Origin of the sequence: Blautia sp. HCN-1074, from assembly GCF_037890165.1 — a bacterium.
Classification (GTDB): domain Bacteria; phylum Bacillota; class Clostridia; order Lachnospirales; family Lachnospiraceae; genus Blautia_A.
In genome coordinates this window covers 40,959-59,766 of record NZ_JBBKBP010000008.1, presented here as the reverse complement: position 1 = coordinate 59,766, position 18,808 = coordinate 40,959, and the positions used below count along the sequence as shown (strand labels likewise).

14 protein-coding genes are annotated in these 18,808 nt (G+C 43.9%); 1 reads left to right on the top strand and 13 read right to left on the bottom strand.

Annotation, left to right across the window (positions count from 1 at the left end; all coding sequences use genetic code 11):
• Positions 1–181 precede the first annotated feature (181 nt).
• From WKT11_RS08920 to moaA, 5 genes are all read right to left on the bottom strand, one after another.
• Positions 182–2,509, bottom strand: coding sequence for a DNA internalization-related competence protein ComEC/Rec2 (locus tag WKT11_RS08920; RefSeq protein WP_118609583.1), 2,328 nt, complete (start codon positions 2,507–2,509; stop codon positions 182–184).
• Between the two features lie 166 nt (positions 2,510–2,675).
• Entirely contained in the window at positions 2,676–3,611 is a 936-nt protein-coding gene (locus WKT11_RS08915; protein WP_117676195.1) for a GerMN domain-containing protein, read from the bottom strand.
• Between the two features lie 11 nt (positions 3,612–3,622).
• Positions 3,623–5,047, bottom strand: a complete 1,425-nt coding sequence (locus WKT11_RS08910; RefSeq protein WP_118411142.1) for a sensor histidine kinase — start codon at positions 5,045–5,047, stop codon at positions 3,623–3,625.
• A gap of 198 nt (positions 5,048–5,245) precedes the next feature.
• Entirely contained in the window at positions 5,246–5,827 is a 582-nt protein-coding gene (gene mobA, locus WKT11_RS08905) for a molybdenum cofactor guanylyltransferase (protein ID WP_178761660.1), read from the bottom strand.
• A 25-nt stretch (positions 5,828–5,852) separates the two neighbouring features.
• On the bottom strand, positions 5,853–6,827 hold the full coding sequence (gene moaA / locus WKT11_RS08900; RefSeq protein WP_117676198.1) for a GTP 3',8-cyclase MoaA: 975 nt from the start codon (positions 6,825–6,827) through the stop codon (positions 5,853–5,855).
• Between the two features lie 284 nt (positions 6,828–7,111).
• Here moaA and fdhD point away from each other — a divergent pair, with 284 nt between their 5' ends.
• The gene (fdhD, locus tag WKT11_RS08895) at positions 7,112–7,930 is read left to right on the top strand and encodes a formate dehydrogenase accessory sulfurtransferase FdhD (RefSeq protein ID WP_340283866.1); all 819 of its coding nucleotides are present in this window, start codon (positions 7,112–7,114) and stop codon (positions 7,928–7,930) included.
• Here fdhD and mobB read toward each other — a convergent pair.
• The 8 genes from mobB to WKT11_RS08855 form a co-directional block, all read right to left on the bottom strand.
• Positions 7,905–8,417, bottom strand: a complete 513-nt coding sequence (gene mobB / locus WKT11_RS08890; protein ID WP_117676200.1) for a molybdopterin-guanine dinucleotide biosynthesis protein B — start codon at positions 8,415–8,417, stop codon at positions 7,905–7,907. The genes fdhD and mobB overlap by 26 nt on opposite strands.
• Before the next feature lie 16 nt (positions 8,418–8,433).
• The gene (locus WKT11_RS08885) at positions 8,434–9,699 is read right to left on the bottom strand and encodes a molybdopterin molybdotransferase MoeA (protein ID WP_117676201.1); all 1,266 of its coding nucleotides are present in this window, start codon (positions 9,697–9,699) and stop codon (positions 8,434–8,436) included.
• Positions 9,700–9,715: 16 nt separating this feature from the next.
• Positions 9,716–10,144 carry an MOSC domain-containing protein gene (locus tag WKT11_RS08880; protein ID WP_117676202.1) on the bottom strand — a complete coding sequence of 143 codons (429 nt, stop codon included), beginning with the start codon at positions 10,142–10,144 and terminating at the stop codon, positions 9,716–9,718.
• 107 nt (positions 10,145–10,251) lie between these two features.
• Positions 10,252–11,454 carry a PP2C family protein-serine/threonine phosphatase gene (locus WKT11_RS08875; RefSeq protein WP_242986779.1) on the bottom strand — a complete coding sequence of 401 codons (1,203 nt, stop codon included), beginning with the start codon at positions 11,452–11,454 and terminating at the stop codon, positions 10,252–10,254.
• Complete coding sequence (locus tag WKT11_RS08870; RefSeq protein ID WP_117676203.1) at positions 11,441–13,171, bottom strand: [Fe-Fe] hydrogenase large subunit C-terminal domain-containing protein; 1,731 nt, start codon at positions 13,169–13,171, stop codon at positions 11,441–11,443. Before WKT11_RS08870 ends, WKT11_RS08875 begins: the two co-directional genes overlap by 14 nt.
• 142 nt (positions 13,172–13,313) lie before the next feature.
• On the bottom strand, positions 13,314–16,022 hold the full coding sequence (fdhF, locus tag WKT11_RS08865; RefSeq protein WP_117676204.1) for a formate dehydrogenase subunit alpha: 2,709 nt from the start codon (positions 16,020–16,022) through the stop codon (positions 13,314–13,316).
• Positions 16,023–16,035: 13 nt separating this feature from the next.
• A complete protein-coding gene (locus WKT11_RS08860) occupies positions 16,036–17,913 on the bottom strand; it encodes an NADH-quinone oxidoreductase subunit NuoF (RefSeq protein ID WP_117676205.1) in 1,878 nt (625 codons plus the stop codon).
• Entirely contained in the window at positions 17,910–18,392 is a 483-nt protein-coding gene (locus tag WKT11_RS08855; RefSeq protein ID WP_117676206.1) for a complex I 24 kDa subunit family protein, read from the bottom strand. Before WKT11_RS08855 ends, WKT11_RS08860 begins: the two co-directional genes overlap by 4 nt.
• Positions 18,393–18,808 lie beyond the last annotated feature (416 nt).

The window sequence follows — 18,808 nt, the reverse complement described above, 5'->3', positions numbered from 1 at the left end:
CAGTAACACGCTTCGCGATGCACAGAATTTATGCTATTCGCATAAATTCGCGCGGCATGTCTCGGGTTTTCTGTTGCCAGGCATCCGTAAGAAGCTGCCAGTGGCAGGTTCTGTAGGTGACCGTCGCTCACAAAAAACACCTCGCGGGATACTACCTGTGAACAGTAACCTAATCTTTACGTTACTGTGCACACGCTACTATCCCACGAAGTACGCAGTAACTTTTCACAAAGGTATGTTCTCTCTTCCTATATATCGTAACTGCACCCACATCCTTCGTAATCAGCACCTTACTTCCGCTGTTTTCCAGGCGCTTCAGCGTATCCGGCGAGGGATGACCATATGTGTTTGTCGCAGAACAGGAAATAACGGATAATTCCGGTTTTACAACATCAAGAAACTCTTCTCCTGTGGAATATTTCGAACCATGATGTGCCACTTTCAGAAAATCCACATCCTCCAGAACTCCCTTCTGCAATAATTTGTCTTCCGTATCCTTTCCGATATCTCCTGTAAAAACTCCTTTGAACGCTCCGTTTGTCATTTCAATCACCATGGCATCCTCATTCACTTCTTTTCCGGTCGCTCCTGCCTCCGGCCATAATACTTTCAAGGTAGTCTCTCCGTATCTGACTCTATCTCCGGCATTTACATAAATCACCCGTGTCCCTGCTGCCTTTGCTAATTCTGTCAACTCCTGAAAGTTTTTATTATCCTGAACCTCATCCCAGTCCGGCAGGATCAGATTTTCCACACGTATAATCGTCAGACCTTTGCTTATATAGTCCAGAATTTCCCTTACGCCACTAATATGATCCTCATCCGTATGGGAAATATAAATTCCATCCAGTCTGGAAATCCCTCTGCTTTTCAGGTACGGAATTAACTGATATTGTCCCAGACTGCTTTTATTCGTACTTCCGCCATCAATCAGAATATTCCACTGGTTCTCCATTTCTATCACAATTCCATCTCCCTGCCCAACATCCAGACAGGCAATTCGAAAATCCTCTTTCGGTTTATATCCGATCAGAAGAATCCCCAGGCATACCATACCTGCACATAGACATCTGAATTTCCAGATTTCCTTTCTTTTTTTCATCACCGCCGTTTTATTTTCTTTGTATTTTTTCTCCGAAATCCGATATATCCACACCGCACCCGCCAGAATCAGATAATAATCCACAATCTGCCACATTTCAGGCTTTCCGCCAACCCAGGTGCAAAATGGCAGTTTTCCGATTATAATAACCAGTACCTCATAAATCTTCAAAATGGTTCTTCCCGGAATAGCCACCACAAACGCACCTTTTATACTGATCAACCCCAAAAGTGCGTCTGCCGTTCCACTTCCCAATACAACTCCCACTGTAGGCAGTACCAGAAGATTCAGGAAAATCCCCATCACCGACACTTCTCCATAAAACCACAAAACAATCGGAAGTGTAGTAAACTGTACTACTCCTGATGCCAGAAAAGACCATAGTATCTTCTTTCCTGCGTTATCCTCTTTCTCCAAATTTCCCAATGCTTCCTGAATCACCGGCCACACGCATCCGATTCCGATCACCGACCCAAAGGACAGCCAGAATCCCCCATCCAGCAGATAAGCAGGGTTCTCCACCAGAATCAGAATTGCCGCCACTGCCATCCCCGTAGGCATATCATAAATCCGCCCCGCGATTTTTGCCCCTACAGAAAGCAAAAACATACAAACTGCGCGCATCGTGGAAACGCCTCCGCCGGTCATCATTCCGTATTGCAGCATGATTATCAGTGCCAGTAAACCGGCAGGCCAGATACCAAACCCTGCTTTTTTCAGCATATTATACAATCCCATTCCGAGCAGGCTGATATGAAGACCTGAAATCGCCAGAATATGTATGATTCCGGCCATCTGATAACGCATCTTCAATTCCGGATCCAGATTGCTCTTATCACCAAGCACGATTGCTTCAAATGCTCCCGCCTCAGCCCCACAGGTTTTCTCCAGAATTTCCGCAAATCTCTGGCGCATATTAATCAGAAACTGTCCATATGCCGAATGATTCTGCGACTGTTTTTTTATTTTTCCTTTTTTCATCACATAATAAATATGTTGACAGGCATAATACTGTTTACTGTCAAATTCACCCGGATTTCGTGGACTTTCTATCTCTTCCAGCTTTCCGGACACAAAAACAAGACTTCCTGCCAGAAGTTTATTGTGATTGTCCTTTTTGTCCGTATTATACTTTTTTTGTTGCAAATAAACCTTTACATTATCAATGGAAACTTTTTCAGAATTGTAAATAAGATAAGTATTTTTCAGATATACAGATTGTGTTTCTTCATTCTCCTGGCACCTGACCACCTCCCCGCAGATGGTGGATTCCGGGTGCTTATTGATCCATGTCTGCACAGACTCTGGCAGTGGATTTCCCCGTATCAGGGAAAATCCCAGCCAGTCTGTCACACACAGAAAAACAACCAGAAGCAGGCACAGGATACACACCGGGCGTCTCCTCACTCTTGCACCTCTTCTCTTATATTGTTGCTTCGCAATTATTCCCTACGCTCGGAGTTGCGAGTTCGAAACCATTACGAATTTACATCTGATAACAAAATTTTAACTTGTATGTTTCGTCTGCTGATCATGATAGTCATTTAATTAATCACATAAGAACTTTCATCTCTCATTCTTTAATGACCAACTTGTCATTTCGTTCATAGAAACGATACAGCGCCATTTTCTCACCAAAGGTATCCAGCTTATCCGTCGTACCAACGGTAATCTGCACTTTGTCCGCCTCAACCGCATCCAGCAGTGAGTTTACTACAGAATACACCGGTATATTTTCCGACACATCTAATGCATAAGAGGAAAATACCCTGTCAAATGCTACATAACAGACTCTGTCTGCTATCGTTACATCCAAAACCTCGGTGTTCTCCGGAATCGTCGGGTAATGCCCTTTCTCCAGTGGTCCTTTCATAAGCTGCTCCAGGACGATCCTTTCCTTTGGAATACTACGTTTATACCGCACTGTCCTCTGCTCTTTTACCAGTTTCTGACCTTCTTTGTCCGTAAAATAGAGCGTAAATGTATTGCTGCAGTAGGCATCCGGCTCACTTCCCGTAAACTCGGCAAAAGTATCTGCTGTCATATTTCCCACTGCCTGGCCTCTGGAATCTGTCAGGTCTTCATTCTCTATCGTAAACTTCACAGAGCTGATTCCCGGAACCTGCAGGAAAGTTTTGACAACCCCCGCACGCACAAGCAGTTCTCTTGCACGACTCATATCACTGTACTGACTGTTAAAGTTCACAACCAGTACATCTCCTTCAATGCTGTAATTCATCTGCACGCCCTCTGGCAAAAGACCTATTCCATCCGCCGAGTCAGCTTCCTGACTGTTCATCCGCTGCATCATATCTTTCAGCATATACTCCGCAGTTGTCTCCTCTGGAAAATAAGATTCTTTCTGAAGCTGTGTTTCGTCAGCACTGATATCATACAGATAATATACGCTTTTTTGTTTATTTGGATCTTCATGCACCTCTATTGAGCATCCTGCCAATAGGAGGCTCAATATCAACATGGATATGATCATTGTAAATTTTTTTCTCACAACGGCACCTCCTATGACGGTATATATGACAGAGGAATGCGGACTGAGAATGTAGTTCCCTCGCCCTCTCTGCTGAATACTTTGATTGCTCCATGGTGCATTGCAATAGAACTTTTGGTAATTGCCAGTCCAAGACCGGTTCCTCCGATCTCTTTCGAATGCGATTTGTCCACACGATAGAAACGTTCAAAGATTCTCTCTATACTGTCCTCTGGAATTCCCATGCCGGAGTCTGCCACTGTTACATAGAAATACTTATAATCCGCATCCAGCGATACGCGTACCCAGCCATCATCCACATTATATTTAATGCCATTCTCCACCAGGTTACTGATCGCCAGAGTAAATTTGACCTCATCCACATCTGCCTCTACAGGCCGGAAACAATCCAGAATCAGGTCAATATTCCGCTTATCTGCAATCGGGCGCAGGCGCTTAAGGATGTCCTCAAGAAGCTGATTGATATCCATATGCGTGATATTCACATCCGCAGCTTTCTTGTCCATTTTTACAAGAGAAAGTAAGTCAGTGATAATCTTATTTTCCCTGTCGATCTCGGCAGTGATATCACCCATAAATTCCTGATAAAGTTCCTCCGGAATTCCCTGCTGCCCTACCAGCGAATCTGCCAGGACTTTCATGGATGTCAGCGGTGTTTTCAGCTCATGAGACACATTTGATACAAACTCCTGTCTGGATTCATCCAGAATTCTCATGCGGTTAACCATCTTATTAAAAGCATCTGTGATCAGTTCTGTCTCTGTATAGTCAGGAACACTGATTTCTTCATCCAGCACTCCATCCGTCAGATCCTCGATAGATTTCGTTACTCTGGCAAGTGGTTTTACAAGTATCGTCGATAACAGCCATGCCAGAAATCCTGCAAGAACAATAATGATTCCAATCAGCATGACGCCTCTCTGTTCCAGTTCCGCAAGTGTCTCTGCGATATCAATCGCCGAAACAGTTACAAGCATAACTCCCTGAAACTGCTGAACATCCGGACTCTGGACAGGCACAGCCAGTTCCAGCACTTTATTCTTTGCATCATAATTGCTTGAAATTCCATCCTTAAGACATGATACAGCTAAAGAACTCAGAAGTGTCTTTCCCTCTTCCGTGTGGAACGTATCGCTCACTATCTTAAAATCTCTGTCAGCCAGCAGAACACGTCCATTATACACATTGGAAAACAGCTCCAGCTTGCTGTTTACAGTCTCTGAGTCTGTATCATTGAGATAATTCTCTTTGATGATCAGATTGCACAGAATATCACACTGGTCGCTTACTCTCTCAGAAAGCATTGAAACCGCCCGGTCCTGATAGTTATGGAGCATTGTATAAGTCACAATAACACCTGGCACAATTCCCAGAATGATCAAGATAATCAGAATACGAAAACGCAGACTTCTGAAAAAATTGTTTCTCTTTTTCATCTTTTCAACTCCGTTCTCTTTTTGTATGCACTTTTGCCCATACATTCTTTATCCGCAGAACACATTTTTGTTTCCCGAATTGATATCATCTTATCACATAAGAAAAAGCTTTTCTACCATAAATTTTCTATCATAAACCCAAATCATAAGCTAATCGTTTTTATCTGGCATATAAATTTTTCCTTAACCTGAACCTTTTTATTTCTGTCCAAAATGTTTTTCAACTGTCTCTTTATAAATTTCCGGATCATTAATATTAGAAAAATACCAGTCTTCTGCCTGGCTTTCATAGCATTCATATCCAGTTTTTCTCAGGAAAGCAAATACAGAACCCTTTCTAAGAGTGATTTCCTCCAGCATCGAATCCGCCAGGTCTGTCCTGTAAATTCCCATCAATGGCTCCTCATGACCGCTATGTCTCAGAATTACAGCATCTGACTTTGCTCTGTTCACAGTACTAATCAATGCAGACAACTCCTGCACCGGAACTAGCGGCACATCAACACCAAGCACCAGACAATGTGGGTTCTCTGCCCTGCGCAAGCATGCTTCCAGACCTCCAAGTGGTCCTTTTCCCGGAATGCGGTCTGTCACAACCGGATATTTATATTTCTTTTCTCCATGATAACCAGACAAAATAATATCACTGATTCCAAGCTTTTCTCCTTTTTCTATCTGCATTTCAAGAAACGTCTTTCCATCTATCATAAGATCTGATTTATCACATCCCATACGGCGGCTTGCACCACCGGCAAGAATTATCATAGATATTTTCTGCATTATCAACTCCCCCTGCTTTTGTAAATCATCCGCCAATCTGCGACATTCCTCGAATCTCATCCTGCTCTGTCTTTGCTTCGTAAAAATTATGGCTGACCGGTTTATTCCAGATTACCTGGTAAATTGCCTCTTTCAGTTCCTGATCTGTGCATCCGCCGCGCATTAACCCTCTAAGGTCTGTGCCTTCCTGATACTGGAGGCATCCTTTCATAAATCCTTCTGATGTCAGACGCACACGATTACACTGATTGCAGAATTTATGCGTCATGGCACTGATAAATCCGATTTTTCCCTTAAATCCCGCAATTTCATAATAATGACAAGGTCCATTTCCATAGCGTTCTTTTACCGCATGCATCGGTCCATATGCTTCTTCCAGTACTGTTTTGATGGATTCCTCGTCTTGAAATGGAAATTGTTTTCCATATCCGATAGGCATCATCTCAATGAACCGCACGTGGATCGGATATTTCTTTGCAAGTCCGGCAACAGCTATGAAGTTCTCTTTTTCTTTGATGACAGGTACACTGTTGATTTTCAGTGACAGTCCCGGATGAGTAAGTGCTGCTTCAATTCCCTTTAACACCTTGGCAAGGTCATCTCTTCTTGCCACTTTCTTAAACAGCTCCGGATCAAGCGTATCCAGACTGATATTAATGGCATCAATTCCTGCCTTCAGCAGATCATCCAGCTGTTCCTCCAGCAGAATTCCGTTTGTCGTCAGTGTTACCTTTTCGATTCCCGGAATTGCCTTGATCTGTCCGGCAAGACTTGCGCAGCCTTTTCGCACAAGGGGCTCTCCGCCTGTCAGTTTTATCTTGCGAATCCCCAGTTCTGCACCGCACCTGCAGATACGAAGGATCTCGTCATATGTGAGGATTTCTGCGTGCGAAAGTGATTTCACGCCTTCCTCCGGCATACAGTAGATGCATCGAAGATTGCATCTGTCTGTGAGGGAAATTCTTAAATAGTCAATGTTTCTTCCGTATTTATCTATCATAATTGGCTCTACCTGCCTTTTAATTTATAGTTAATATCCAGTTACTGTTCACTCCGTGTTACTGTTCACTCCGTTCCTAGTAACAATCTCCATTTCATTTGACACCCTACAGACCGCAGTTTATACTGGAAGTATCAAATAATATTACTGTTGCTCCGTAATCCAAACACATAAATTTGTATCATATATCCCCCATTTTTTACATTCGTACCAAATATCTCAGGGGATGATGTATCATCCGAACAGTAATACAAAATCTCCTTATATAAGAAAGGACTCATCATATGAAAATCAACGAACAATACCACAATCTGAATCTTCTCGAAAATGTCACCTATGAGTTTCTTGGCCGTGATGGAGAAGCTCACGAAGAGACAGAACCTATTCTGGTGGAACACATGATGAATGTGTACGTAAATGAGCGTTTAACTATGAAGCTTGTCTGTATTCCGGAACATCTGGCTGAATTGATTCTCGGACGTCTCTTCACCGAGGGAATCATCTCATCCGCTGATGATATAGAGCAAATCTACATCTGCGAATTTGGCAAACGTGCCCGCGTGATCTTAAATAAAAATAAATCCGGGCAGCCTCATGAGGAAAACGAAGATTATATTGCGCCTACTCCTACCTGCTGCACCGGAAATCGTATTCTTAATGATTATTTTACCACAGATGAGCCACTTGCACCAGTCACTCCGATTCCATGGAAGAAACAGTGGGTCTTCGATCTGGCAGACTGTTTTGCAAACGGCACACCACTTCACAGCCAGACCTGGGCAACTCACAGCTGTTTTCTGTCCTGTGACGGAGAACTGCTTTTCCAGTGTGAGGATATCGGCCGCCACAATGCACTGGACAAAGCCATCGGCTATGCTCTGCGCCACAACATTGATCTGAAAAAATGTATCGTTTATTCCAGCGGACGTATCCCTACTGATATGGCGATCAAAGCAATCCGCGCCGGCATTCCTGTTCTGGCAAGTAAGGCCTCTCCATCCGCCGAGGCAGTTGCCATGGCCAAAGAATATCAGCTTACACTAATCTGCGCCGCACGCCGCGACCGTATGAAACTCTTTAATGGAAATAATCCGACAGAATAAATTCCGCTATACTCTTTGCATTGTCCAGTTCAAAAAACGGTATTTTCTCCAGTATAGGCAATGTATCTCTTTCTTCTGCATCCAGATTGGTGGCAATCGCCATCAGTCTTTCTGGATTGCAGACACTCATCATTGAATTTCCTTTACGTATAATTTCAATTTTGGGATAATCGCTGTATTTAAATCCCTCCAGCAAAATCAAATCCGCTTCCGGAAAAAATTCCACTAATTCCGATTCCGATATCTGAGGCTGCTGCTTTACCAGCATATATTTCCCCGCCGAAAAAACTGCTGTCCCGTAAGCTCCCGCCTGAAGCTGACGATATGTATCCGTTCCCGGTACATCAGGCTCAAAATCATGACCATCATGCTTCAATACAGCCACCTTAAGCCCCTTTTCTTTAAAAATCTCCAGCAATTTGCAGATCAGTGTTGTTTTTCCGGAATTCTTCACTCCGCTGATTGCAAATATTCTTTTTCTTTCCACCAGTTTCCTATTCCTCTCAAAGTAAAATCGCGCTCACCTTATCTCCAACGTTCAGATCCTTACTCTCCGGTTTTTCCATCGTTTTCGTGTCAATCAGACAGTTACAGCCTGCCATAGAGCTGAGTACGCCATTGGAATGAAGTCCGTTTGGAAGATGAAATTCCCCATTCTCCAAATGCGCGCGGATAAAACGGCGGCCTTTTACTCCTTTCGGGAAGTCATCAGCCATGATCCCAGCTACCTGTTTCAAGCCAACAGACGGATTTCGCATCATTTTCTCCAATGCCGGTCGAATCAACATTTCCACAGTAACTGCAACACCAAATGGATTTCCTGAAAGACTGATAACAGGAATATCCTTCCCGGAATCACTGCCATCTGTAGCGGCATTATCAGAAACCTCTTTATGATAAACCGAAAACAGTGTCGGCATTCCCGGTTTCATTTTTACTCTCCAGAAAATTCTCTCTGCGCTAATGAGTTTCAGGGATTCGTGCATGATATCTTTCTTTCCCACAGAAACGCCGCCTGTGGTAATAATCATATCTGCCTGTTCTGCCACTTCTTTCAGTTTCTCTGCCATAATATGCGGATCATCTTTGACCGCCTCCATATAAAAAGGTGTGATTCCAAGCTCCCGCAGTCTGGCTGAAAGCATGGTCATATTGCTGTTATAAATCTTTCCTTCCGGCAAAGGACTTCCCGGTTCTACCACTTCATCTCCTGTAGTCAGAAGAACGATCTTGGGCTGGCGGTACACCGGCACTTTCGCCGCGCCCATACCTGCAAGAACAGCGGCTTCCACATAGCCAATACGCGTATCTTTCTTCAGAAGCGTCGTTCCTTTTTTGAAATCCTCACCTGCGAAACAATAATTGTCCCATTTTTCCTGCCCGCAATATACTTCTACGATATCTTCTCCGTAATTGGTATTCTCCTGATAAATACAGCAATTGCAGCCATTCGGAATCGCAGCACCGGTCATAATGCGTACTGCCTGCCCCCTCTGTATCTCTCTTTCTGAATACTGCCCCGCATCAACCTCTTCCATTACTTTCAGTATCACCGGAGTATCCGGTGATGCACCTGCAAGATCTTCCGCTTTACACGCATAACCATCCACCGGAGATTTATCAAAAGGAGGATTGTCAAACTCTGCCACCATATCCTGTGCCAGAATTCTTCCCCCTGTTTTATCCAGTTCAATTTCTTCTGTCTCATTTATTACAGGCGTATATTGCAGAATCATCTCTGTTGCCTGTTCTACACTGATTCCCTCCACGCACTAAATCCTCCTTTTATCTTTTAATTTCCGCTCCTTCTTTTAGGATCCCTTTCTTCAGAATCTGGCAAAAAACAAACCATGGTTCCATCGGTGAGCAGACTTTCTCGCCTTTATATGCATCGGATGCAGTACCTCCTGCTCCAATCCGAACCACTTCCAGAAGCACATCTTTGCAATGAAATCTATTTCCTTCTTTAATTGTTTCCCAGTTAATTCCCTCTACCAGAAGATTCTCGCCGAACCTTCCATATCGAAAAGTTTCATCTGACTTGTCAAAGTATTCTTTTACCTTTTCATACGGGAGAAGACTGACCTGTTTTCTTCCGCCCATTCCATAGTGCACATCGCCAACAAGTCCCTGCAGATCTGCTTCGCATTCATGAATGTTCTGCGAACTGGTCTTGCGTTCTTTGCTGATACACACACATAATATTTTCGCCATTTTCTGCCTCATCCTTCCTGTTTGCCAAACGTATAAATAGTCAATCGGACATTCGCAATCCGCTTCCGCTACGTGACTCTACACCGAATAACTGCTTATTGATTCGGTTAAATAGCCCAGAATGCAATATTGACATTCTTCCCCGCATTCCGAAGATATTCCACAAGCTGTTCTGCCGCTTCTTCTTTACGCTTCTCCGTAATTCCCAGCTCTGCATTATTCTTATTAATCGCACCACCAAAATAAAAATTAATATCCGTAGCCTTCTCGAAAAGCAGAACTCCCAGCAATGCAGCTGCATCTTTCTTTCGTTTCAGCTTATTAAATGCCAGCTTATCGTCCAGCCACTCCTCACAATATTCCAGCAAATGTTCAATTGTGAGAAAGCCTTCCGTCACCAGTTCTGCTCCTTCCAGCTTATAATACCCCGGAACCTCCCCGCAGGCAGTATCACTGAGAGAAACCAGTTCTTTTCCAAGATATCTGGCAGCACACTGGGCAGTCGTCCCGCCACAAATCACATGATACCCTTCTTCCTCAAAGAAAGATTTCAGATATCGTTCATCATGCTCTTCCTTACTCGGCGGTCCGATCATAATGTTTACAACCTGTTTCTGACGCATTCTAAGCACGATAGCCGTAATATCATCATCTGTCTCATTCAGGTTCAGATCCAGACTTGCCTCAGCCAGATAACCAGCCATCTCCTGCGCACTCATACCCTTATGATATTTCGCTCTGCAAAAAGCCATCACATCTTCTCTGCCCCAGCCTCCATTAGTGGTCTTTCCCATTCCGGCATTCGTCACACCGTCAGACATAATGATCAGCATATCCTCTTCTTTCAGCTCAAAACAGCTCTTATGAATTTCTTTCTCTTCGATCATACTTGTTTCCACCGGATAATCAAAGAGTTTCCCATCTCTGATCAGAATCGCATCCGGATTATCAAACTGATAAAGACTGACCTGTTTTCCCTGAAAATTCAGCACCGTAAAGGTTGCATATGCCAGATTCCGCACACTGCACACCGGCAGAGTTTTTGCGACCGCACGCACTGCCTCATCCAGTTCTACCTGATTGATGATCATGGTACTGAGCATCGTAGCCGTCAGCGTGGAAAGAATATTTGCCTTCACCCCGCTGCCCAGACCATCCGAAAGAACCAGCACATGATCTTTATCATTTTCTTCAATTTTATAGCAGTCTCCACATAAGAATTCTTTCTTCTTATTCAGACTCACGTGACCAAAATCAATGCAAAGTCTGTCAAACTCCACATTCAGTCCCTGATGCCTATTTCTTTTCATTCGGTTCTTCACTCTCCAGAAGTATGGTATTTTTTAGCTTTTCAACAGCAACCTTGGTATCCGCCGCAGTCTCTCCCAGAAGCCCTGCAATCTGCTGAACGATCTTTAGCTGTTCTTCCACCAGTTTATCCGCCATCCGCGCAGCTTCAACCTGCGCATGATAAATCTGATCCTTATGTTTCCGTTCTTTCGTGATGTCCTTCATAATACAGAGTATCATTTTATTCTCTTTATCATTGGTCATTACACGATCCAGATAACACTTCTGATCTTCCAGATAAATCTCATCCTGCATCAGATTCCGGTCAAAAGCCAGAATGCTGGCAAGACTGTAATCGTCCATGATCTCTGATACCGGTTTGCCGATCAGCCGCCTTTTTTTCGGTACATTAAACAACTTCGTTGCAGCCTGATTCATCTGAATAATCTTCAGGTTATAATCAACTGTTACCAGAAGTCCTGGCATGGCATTAAAGACCTTATTAGAATAACTCTCCTGCCTTGCCCGCATATACGGAATACACATGGCAACCTCAGCCTTATTCTGGATAATGGCGATTGCTTTCTCCCTGCAGGTGTTATACCCGCAGGCACCGCAGTTTAATTCATCCTTTGGAGAAAATTTTCCCATTTCAGCCAGCACATCTCTGATTTCTTCCTCAGAAACCTCATCCTCCGCCTGAACCTGCGCAGGACAATAACCGAAATTCCTTCTCAGTTCAAATTCCGGTAATTCATAATCTCCCGCTTCTTCGTGAAAATTTTTTCCAAAAGCTGCATTTTTAACCGCAAAAACATCCGCCAGGTAACGTCCTTTTTTCATCTGAAAGGACGGACCGGCCACACAGCCACCGCTGCATGCATACATTTCCAGAAAACAGTTCTCAAAATCCTCCGGATGGAGTTCTTTCAGAACTTCCCTGCACTGCTCCATTCCACTTACGGAAAGCTTACGGATTCCCTTTACTGTTCCCAGAAGATCCGTCAGTCCATCTGCAAGGGCAATCTCTCTTGAGCGGTAGGCACTTCGTTCCGGTTCTTCCTCTTTTACGGAAATGCCTTCCTTCTTCAGCCATTCTGCCAGTTCCTCCAACGTGATCACATAGTCTACTTCATTGCCAGGCTCCCGCAGTTCTGACATAACAGAAATGCATGGACTTACATAAACAATTCTTGCTTTCGGATACTGCTTCTTAAGGTAATTGGCATGAAACTGCATCATAGAAGCAGACTGCACCAGATTTCCCAGAAGATGTGGATAATGTTTCTTTATCAGCTGCACGATTACCGGACAGGCGGAAGAAATCATCACACCCAGCTCTTTCTGTTCTGGAAAAAGAGCCCGATACTGCGCCGTCATCAAACTTGCGCCCTCAGCCGCATCTGCCACATCTGCAAATCCCAGTTTTTTCATAGCTTCTCTGGTTTTATTGATCCCAGTTACCCCGAACCGCGCCAGATATGCCGGATGAAGCGAGGCAATAACCTGCGCTTTATTTTCCATTGCACTGCGAATCGCCGGGATCATATTCTGTTCTTCCTTGGCATCCTGCGGACAGACAAGAATACATTTCTCACAATAAATACACTGGCTCTCGATAATTCTCGCCTGATGATCATGGACTCGAATCGCCTTGACCGGGCAGTTTCGGACACATTTATAGCAGTTCTTACAACTGACTTTCTTAAACTGAAGGATTGACTGAAATCTCTGCATGCCACATACTCCTTGTAATAATCTTAGAGCGTGTTAAAAAAGCTCTGGTAAATAAATAAAAAATCATTTCATCTCATTTTATATAAAGGAATATGGAGCTGCCGCCAGGACAGCAGATCCAAGCGACAGCCCCATATAATTTTTATGCTTTCTCAATCTTAACTGCACATACCTTATATTCCGGTATTCTTGCATATTTGTCAAGCGCTGCATTCGTCAGCCAGTTTGCATTTCCATCCGGGAAGTGGAATGGCATCCAGCTCTCACCCGGTGAAGTCTTAGTACCTACACGTGCGGTAGATTCGATAGATCCTCGTCTGGAAGAAACTCTGACTTTATCACCGTTTTTGATACCAAGTTTATCTGCATCTACGATATTCATTTCAATAAATGATTTACCTTCGATTTCCATAAGCTCAGGTGTCTTTCCGGTCATAGCTCTTGTTGTGTAGTGATACAGGATACGTCCTGTCATCAGGATGATCGGATAATCATCATCCGGAAGCTCTGCGGACGGTACATATTTAGCCGGATAGAACCAGCCAAGACCACGGGAGAATTTACCCACATGCATGATCGGTGTTCCCGGATGATTCTTGGAGGTACATGGCCACTGAAGCCCCTGTCCGTGAACTTCTTCACTGTCAAGACGTTCATGGCTGATACCTGCAAAGCTCGGTGTCAGGGATGCGATCTCATCCATGATCTGAGCAGAAGTCAGATGTGGCTGCGGATATCCCATACGGTTCATCAGATCAATAATAATATCTGTATCCAGTCTCATCTCGCCAGGCACTGTGACAGCCTTGCGGACTCTCTGTACGCGGCGCTCTGTATTGGTAAATGTACCCTCTTTCTCTGCATAGCTTACACCAGGAAGAATAACATCTGCATACTGAGCTGTCTCTGTCATGAAAAGTTCCTGAAGTACAAAGAAATCAAGGCTCTTTAATGCTTTGATAATGTGTGTGGTATCCGGATCAGTAACTACCGGGTCCTCACCATAAATATACAGACCCTTGATCTCGCCTGTGATTGCCTTCGGGAATACATCAGTTGCATGAGTTCCGATATTCGGATCAAGTTTTACACCCCATGCTTTCTCGAATTTCTCACGAACTGCAGGATCAGTAACCTTCTGATATCCTGGATATACATTCGGCTGAGCACCCATATCGCAGGCACCCTGTACGTTATTCTGTCCACGAAGCGGGTTAACACCACAGCCTTCACGTCCAAGCTTGCCAACCATCATCGCCATATTGGACATGGACATAACGCCCTCTGTACCTGTGGAATGTTCGGTTACACCAAGGCAGTAGATGATCGGAGCGCGATCAGCTTTTGCATACATGATCGCTGCTTTTCTAAGATCGTCTGCGTCAATGTGGCAGATCTCAGCTACCTTCTCAGGTGTGTAATCTTTTACGATTTCCTTTAATTCTTCGAAACCTTCTGTACGCTCTGCGATGAACTTGTCATCCTGAAGACCTTCAGAAAGGATCACATTCATGATACCGTTTGCAAAAGCAACATTTGTACCTGGTTTCAGTTTCAGATGGATATCTGCTTTCTTAGCCAGACCAATATCACGAGGGTCAACTACGATCAGCTTGCAGCCTCTCTTGATGGCCTGACGGATCTGCATGCCGACTACAGGATGTGCTTCCTCAGGATTGGAACCAACCAGCATGATCAGATCTGCATTCTTTGTGATATCTTCGATAGGGTTTGTCATGGCACCTGAGCCAAGAGTCATTGCAAGACCTGATACAGATGCGGAATGACATACACGTGCACAGTTGTCTGTATTGTTGGTGCCGAAGCAGCAGCGAACCATCTTCTGTACCATGTAAATATCTTCATTGGGTGATCTGGAGCATGCAAAACCTGCAAGGGAATCAGAGCCATATTTCTTCTTGATTTCCATAAACTTGGAAGCTACAAGATCAAGTGCTTCATCCCATGTTGCACGTTCAAATTCACCTGTCTCTTTATTCTTAATTAACGGATATTTGATACGCTCCGGTGACTGTACGAAATCGAAGCTTCCGCTGCGGCCTTTAACGCAGAGCAGACCTTTGTTGGATGGTCCGTTTGCAGCCTCTGTATCCACAATCTTTCCGTCTTTTATGAGGAGATAATACTGGCAGCCTGTTGCACAATGTGGACAGGTAGTCAGAACCTTCTTGTCAATCTGGTATGAACGATATTTCTTTCTGCGCTTCATGGTTAACGCACCTGTCGGACAGGCCTGAACACAGTTACCACAGGATTCGCAGATACCTTCATTCCATTTATGTTTATAATGTGCACCGATTACGGAGTTGAAACCACGATCCATGGTATCGATCGCACCTCTTCCTACGATTTCTTTACAGGTATTCACGCAGCGGTGGCAGAGAATACACAGGCTTGGATCATAGGTAAAGAATTTGTTTGTATCATCAATCGGCATATCCTTCATTTCACCAGGATAGCTTGTCTCAGTTACACCATATTCAAAACAGTAATCCTGTAATTTACAGTCACCGTTTGCCTCGCATGAGAAGCAATGTACACGATGGTCGGAAAGAAGGAGGTCAAGTGTATCTTTACGATATGCAACTACCTTCTCGGACATTGTCTGTACTTCGTCTCCTTCTGAACAGCGAAGTGTACATGCCGTATCAAATTTGGTTCTGCCATTGTTTGTTACTTCTACCACGCATAAACGGCAGGAACCATCCGGCAATACATTCTCCAGATAGCAGAGTGTAGGAATCTCCACTCCGATCTGTCTGGCAGCCTGCAGAATAGTCGTACCTTTCTCTACCTCTGCAGGAATTCCATCTATTGTCAAATGAATCATCTTTTCACCCTCCTTAATTCACAGAAATTGCACCGAATACACAATTTTCCAGACATGTTCCGCACTTAATACACTTGGAGGTATCAATGCTGTGAGGCTCTTTCTTATTTCCTGTGATAGCACCAACCGGGCAGTTTCTTGCACACTTGGTACATCCTTTACATTTTTCAGGATCGATCACATAAGAACGCATTGCCTTACATACATGAGCTGCGCACTTCTTATCTACGATATGTTCTACATATTCATCACGGAAGTTCTTTAAAGTGGAAAGTACCGGAAGCGGTGCACTCTTACCAAGTCCGCAAAGTGAACGGTCTTTGATAAAGTTTCCAAGATGTTCCAGTTTCTCCAGATCTTCCATCTCACCTTTACCATCTACGATCTTCTCAAGAATCTCAAGCATACGTTTCGTACCGATACGGCAAGGTCCGCATTTACCGCAGGATTCTCTCTGAGTAAAGCCCATGAAGAATCGTGCAACCTCTACCATACAGGTATGTTCGTCCATAACTACCAGACCACCGGAACCAACGATCGCTCCGTATTTCTTGACAGAGTCAAAGTCAAGCGGTACATCCAGATGTTCTTCTGTCAGACATCCGCCGGACGGACCACCAATCTGAACAGCCTTGAATGCAGCGCCGGATTTCAGTCCTCCACCGATATCGAAAATAATCTCTCTTAAAGTTGTTCCCATCGGAACTTCGATCAGACCTGTATTTTCGATAGAACCGGTCAATGAGAAAGTCTTTGTTCCAGGTGAACCCTCTGTACCGATACTTCTGTACCAGTCAGCACCTTTGAGAATGATTTCCGGAATATTTGCATAAGTTTCTACGTTATTAAGAACTGTAGGTTTCGCCCAGAGTCCCTGCTCTACTGTACGAGGCGGTTTTACACGAGGCATACCTCTGCTTCCCTCGATAGAAGCAGTAAGGGCAGAGCCTTCACCACATACGAAAGCACCTGCACCACGGTTGATATGCATATGGAAAGAGAATCCTGTTCCGAGAATATTGTCTCCCAGAAGTCCGTTCTCCTCCAGAACTGCAATTGCATGTTTCAGACGTGCTACAGACTGCGGATATTCTGCACGTACATAAATATATCCATGCTGTGCTCTTACTGCGTAAGCTGCAAGCATCATACCTTCGATCAGACGATACGGATCACCTTCCATTACGGAGCCATCCATAAATGCTCCCGGGTCACCCTCATCACCATTACATACTACATAATGAACAGGATCAGCCTGACGGGCTACCTGAATCCATTTCTTACCAGCCGGGAAGCCACCGCCTCCACGTCCGCGGATACCGGATTTATCAACCTGATCGATAACCAGATCCGGATCCATCTCAAACATCGCTTTCTCCAGCGCCTGGAAACCACCGCTTGCTATGTATTCCTGCAGAGATTCCGCATCAAATTTGCCACAGTTTTTCAGAACGATTCGTGTCTGTTTTGCGATAAACGGGATATCCTGTGGTCCGCGGCTTACCTTACCGCCTTTCTGATAAAGCAGTCTCTCGATTGTCTCGTTTCCCTGAACGCTCTTTTCAAAAATCTCCTGGCAGTCTTCGATCTGAACCTTTGTATACTGGATTACGTCGTCACCCTTCTGGATACGAACCAGCGGTCCAAGTTCACAGACACCCTGACATCCGGTTTTCTTCACACCTACGTGTGCATCTTTGTCATGAGGTCCAAATTCAATACTTACTCCCGGGGCATCCTTGGCGATCTCCAGGAATTTCTCATAAATCTTCTGGGAACCGGTCGCTACACATCCGGTACCTGAACAGACGAGAATACGACAGTCATAAGAATCCAGCACCTTTATGGCTTCTTCTCTGACCTGGTCCAATGCTTCTTTATTCTGGATCATCCCTGTTCGCCCCCTCTCAGTTTATCAATCAGCTCATCTGCTTTCTCCGGTGTCATTCTCGGATGAACATCATCATTGACCATCATTGTCGGCGCAAGTCCGCATGCACCAAGACAGGAAACTGTTTCCACTGTAAACATCATATCGTCTGTCGTCTTTTTTGTCTTGGACAGACCAAGTTTCTTATACAGTTCTTCCAGAACCGGAATGGATTTTCTTACATGACAGGCTGTTCCGTCACAGACCTTGATCACATATTTACCTTTTGCCTCGAATGAAAAGTTCTCATAGAATGTTGCAACACTGAATGCTTTCGCTTCTGTTACTCCGATCTGATCAGCCACATAGGTCAGCAGTTCTCCCGGCAGATATCTGTACACGCCCTGAATATCCTGCATGATCGGAATCAGTGATGCCGGCTTTTTACCATAGAAAGCAATAATCTCGTCCGCTTTCTGATAAAATGATTGATCTAGCATTTCGCACCCTCCTTATACCTTCTTTTTCTCTTTTTATTGCACTCTTTACATATTGTAACGATAATTATAATCCTTTTTCGTCATTTTAACAACCTGATTTATAGAAATTTTCTAATTTTATATCATTTTTCTCTATAAATGTTGCTTTTGTTTGTTTAATTTTTGTCAAATCAATAAAATTATACACTAAAGTAAATAAGACAAAACAAAACATCACATAAAGTTGACAAGATATTCTCGATCCTGTCTGGAGGATTTTTATATCATAGAAATATTACTGAGTAATTTCCTATGATACTGATACAATGATACTGATACAAAAAAGCTGATATTTCATAACCATATGATTTATGAAATATCAGCTTCTTTGTTTTCTGTTATATTACAGCTATTTCCAATCTTCACAACTGCATTAC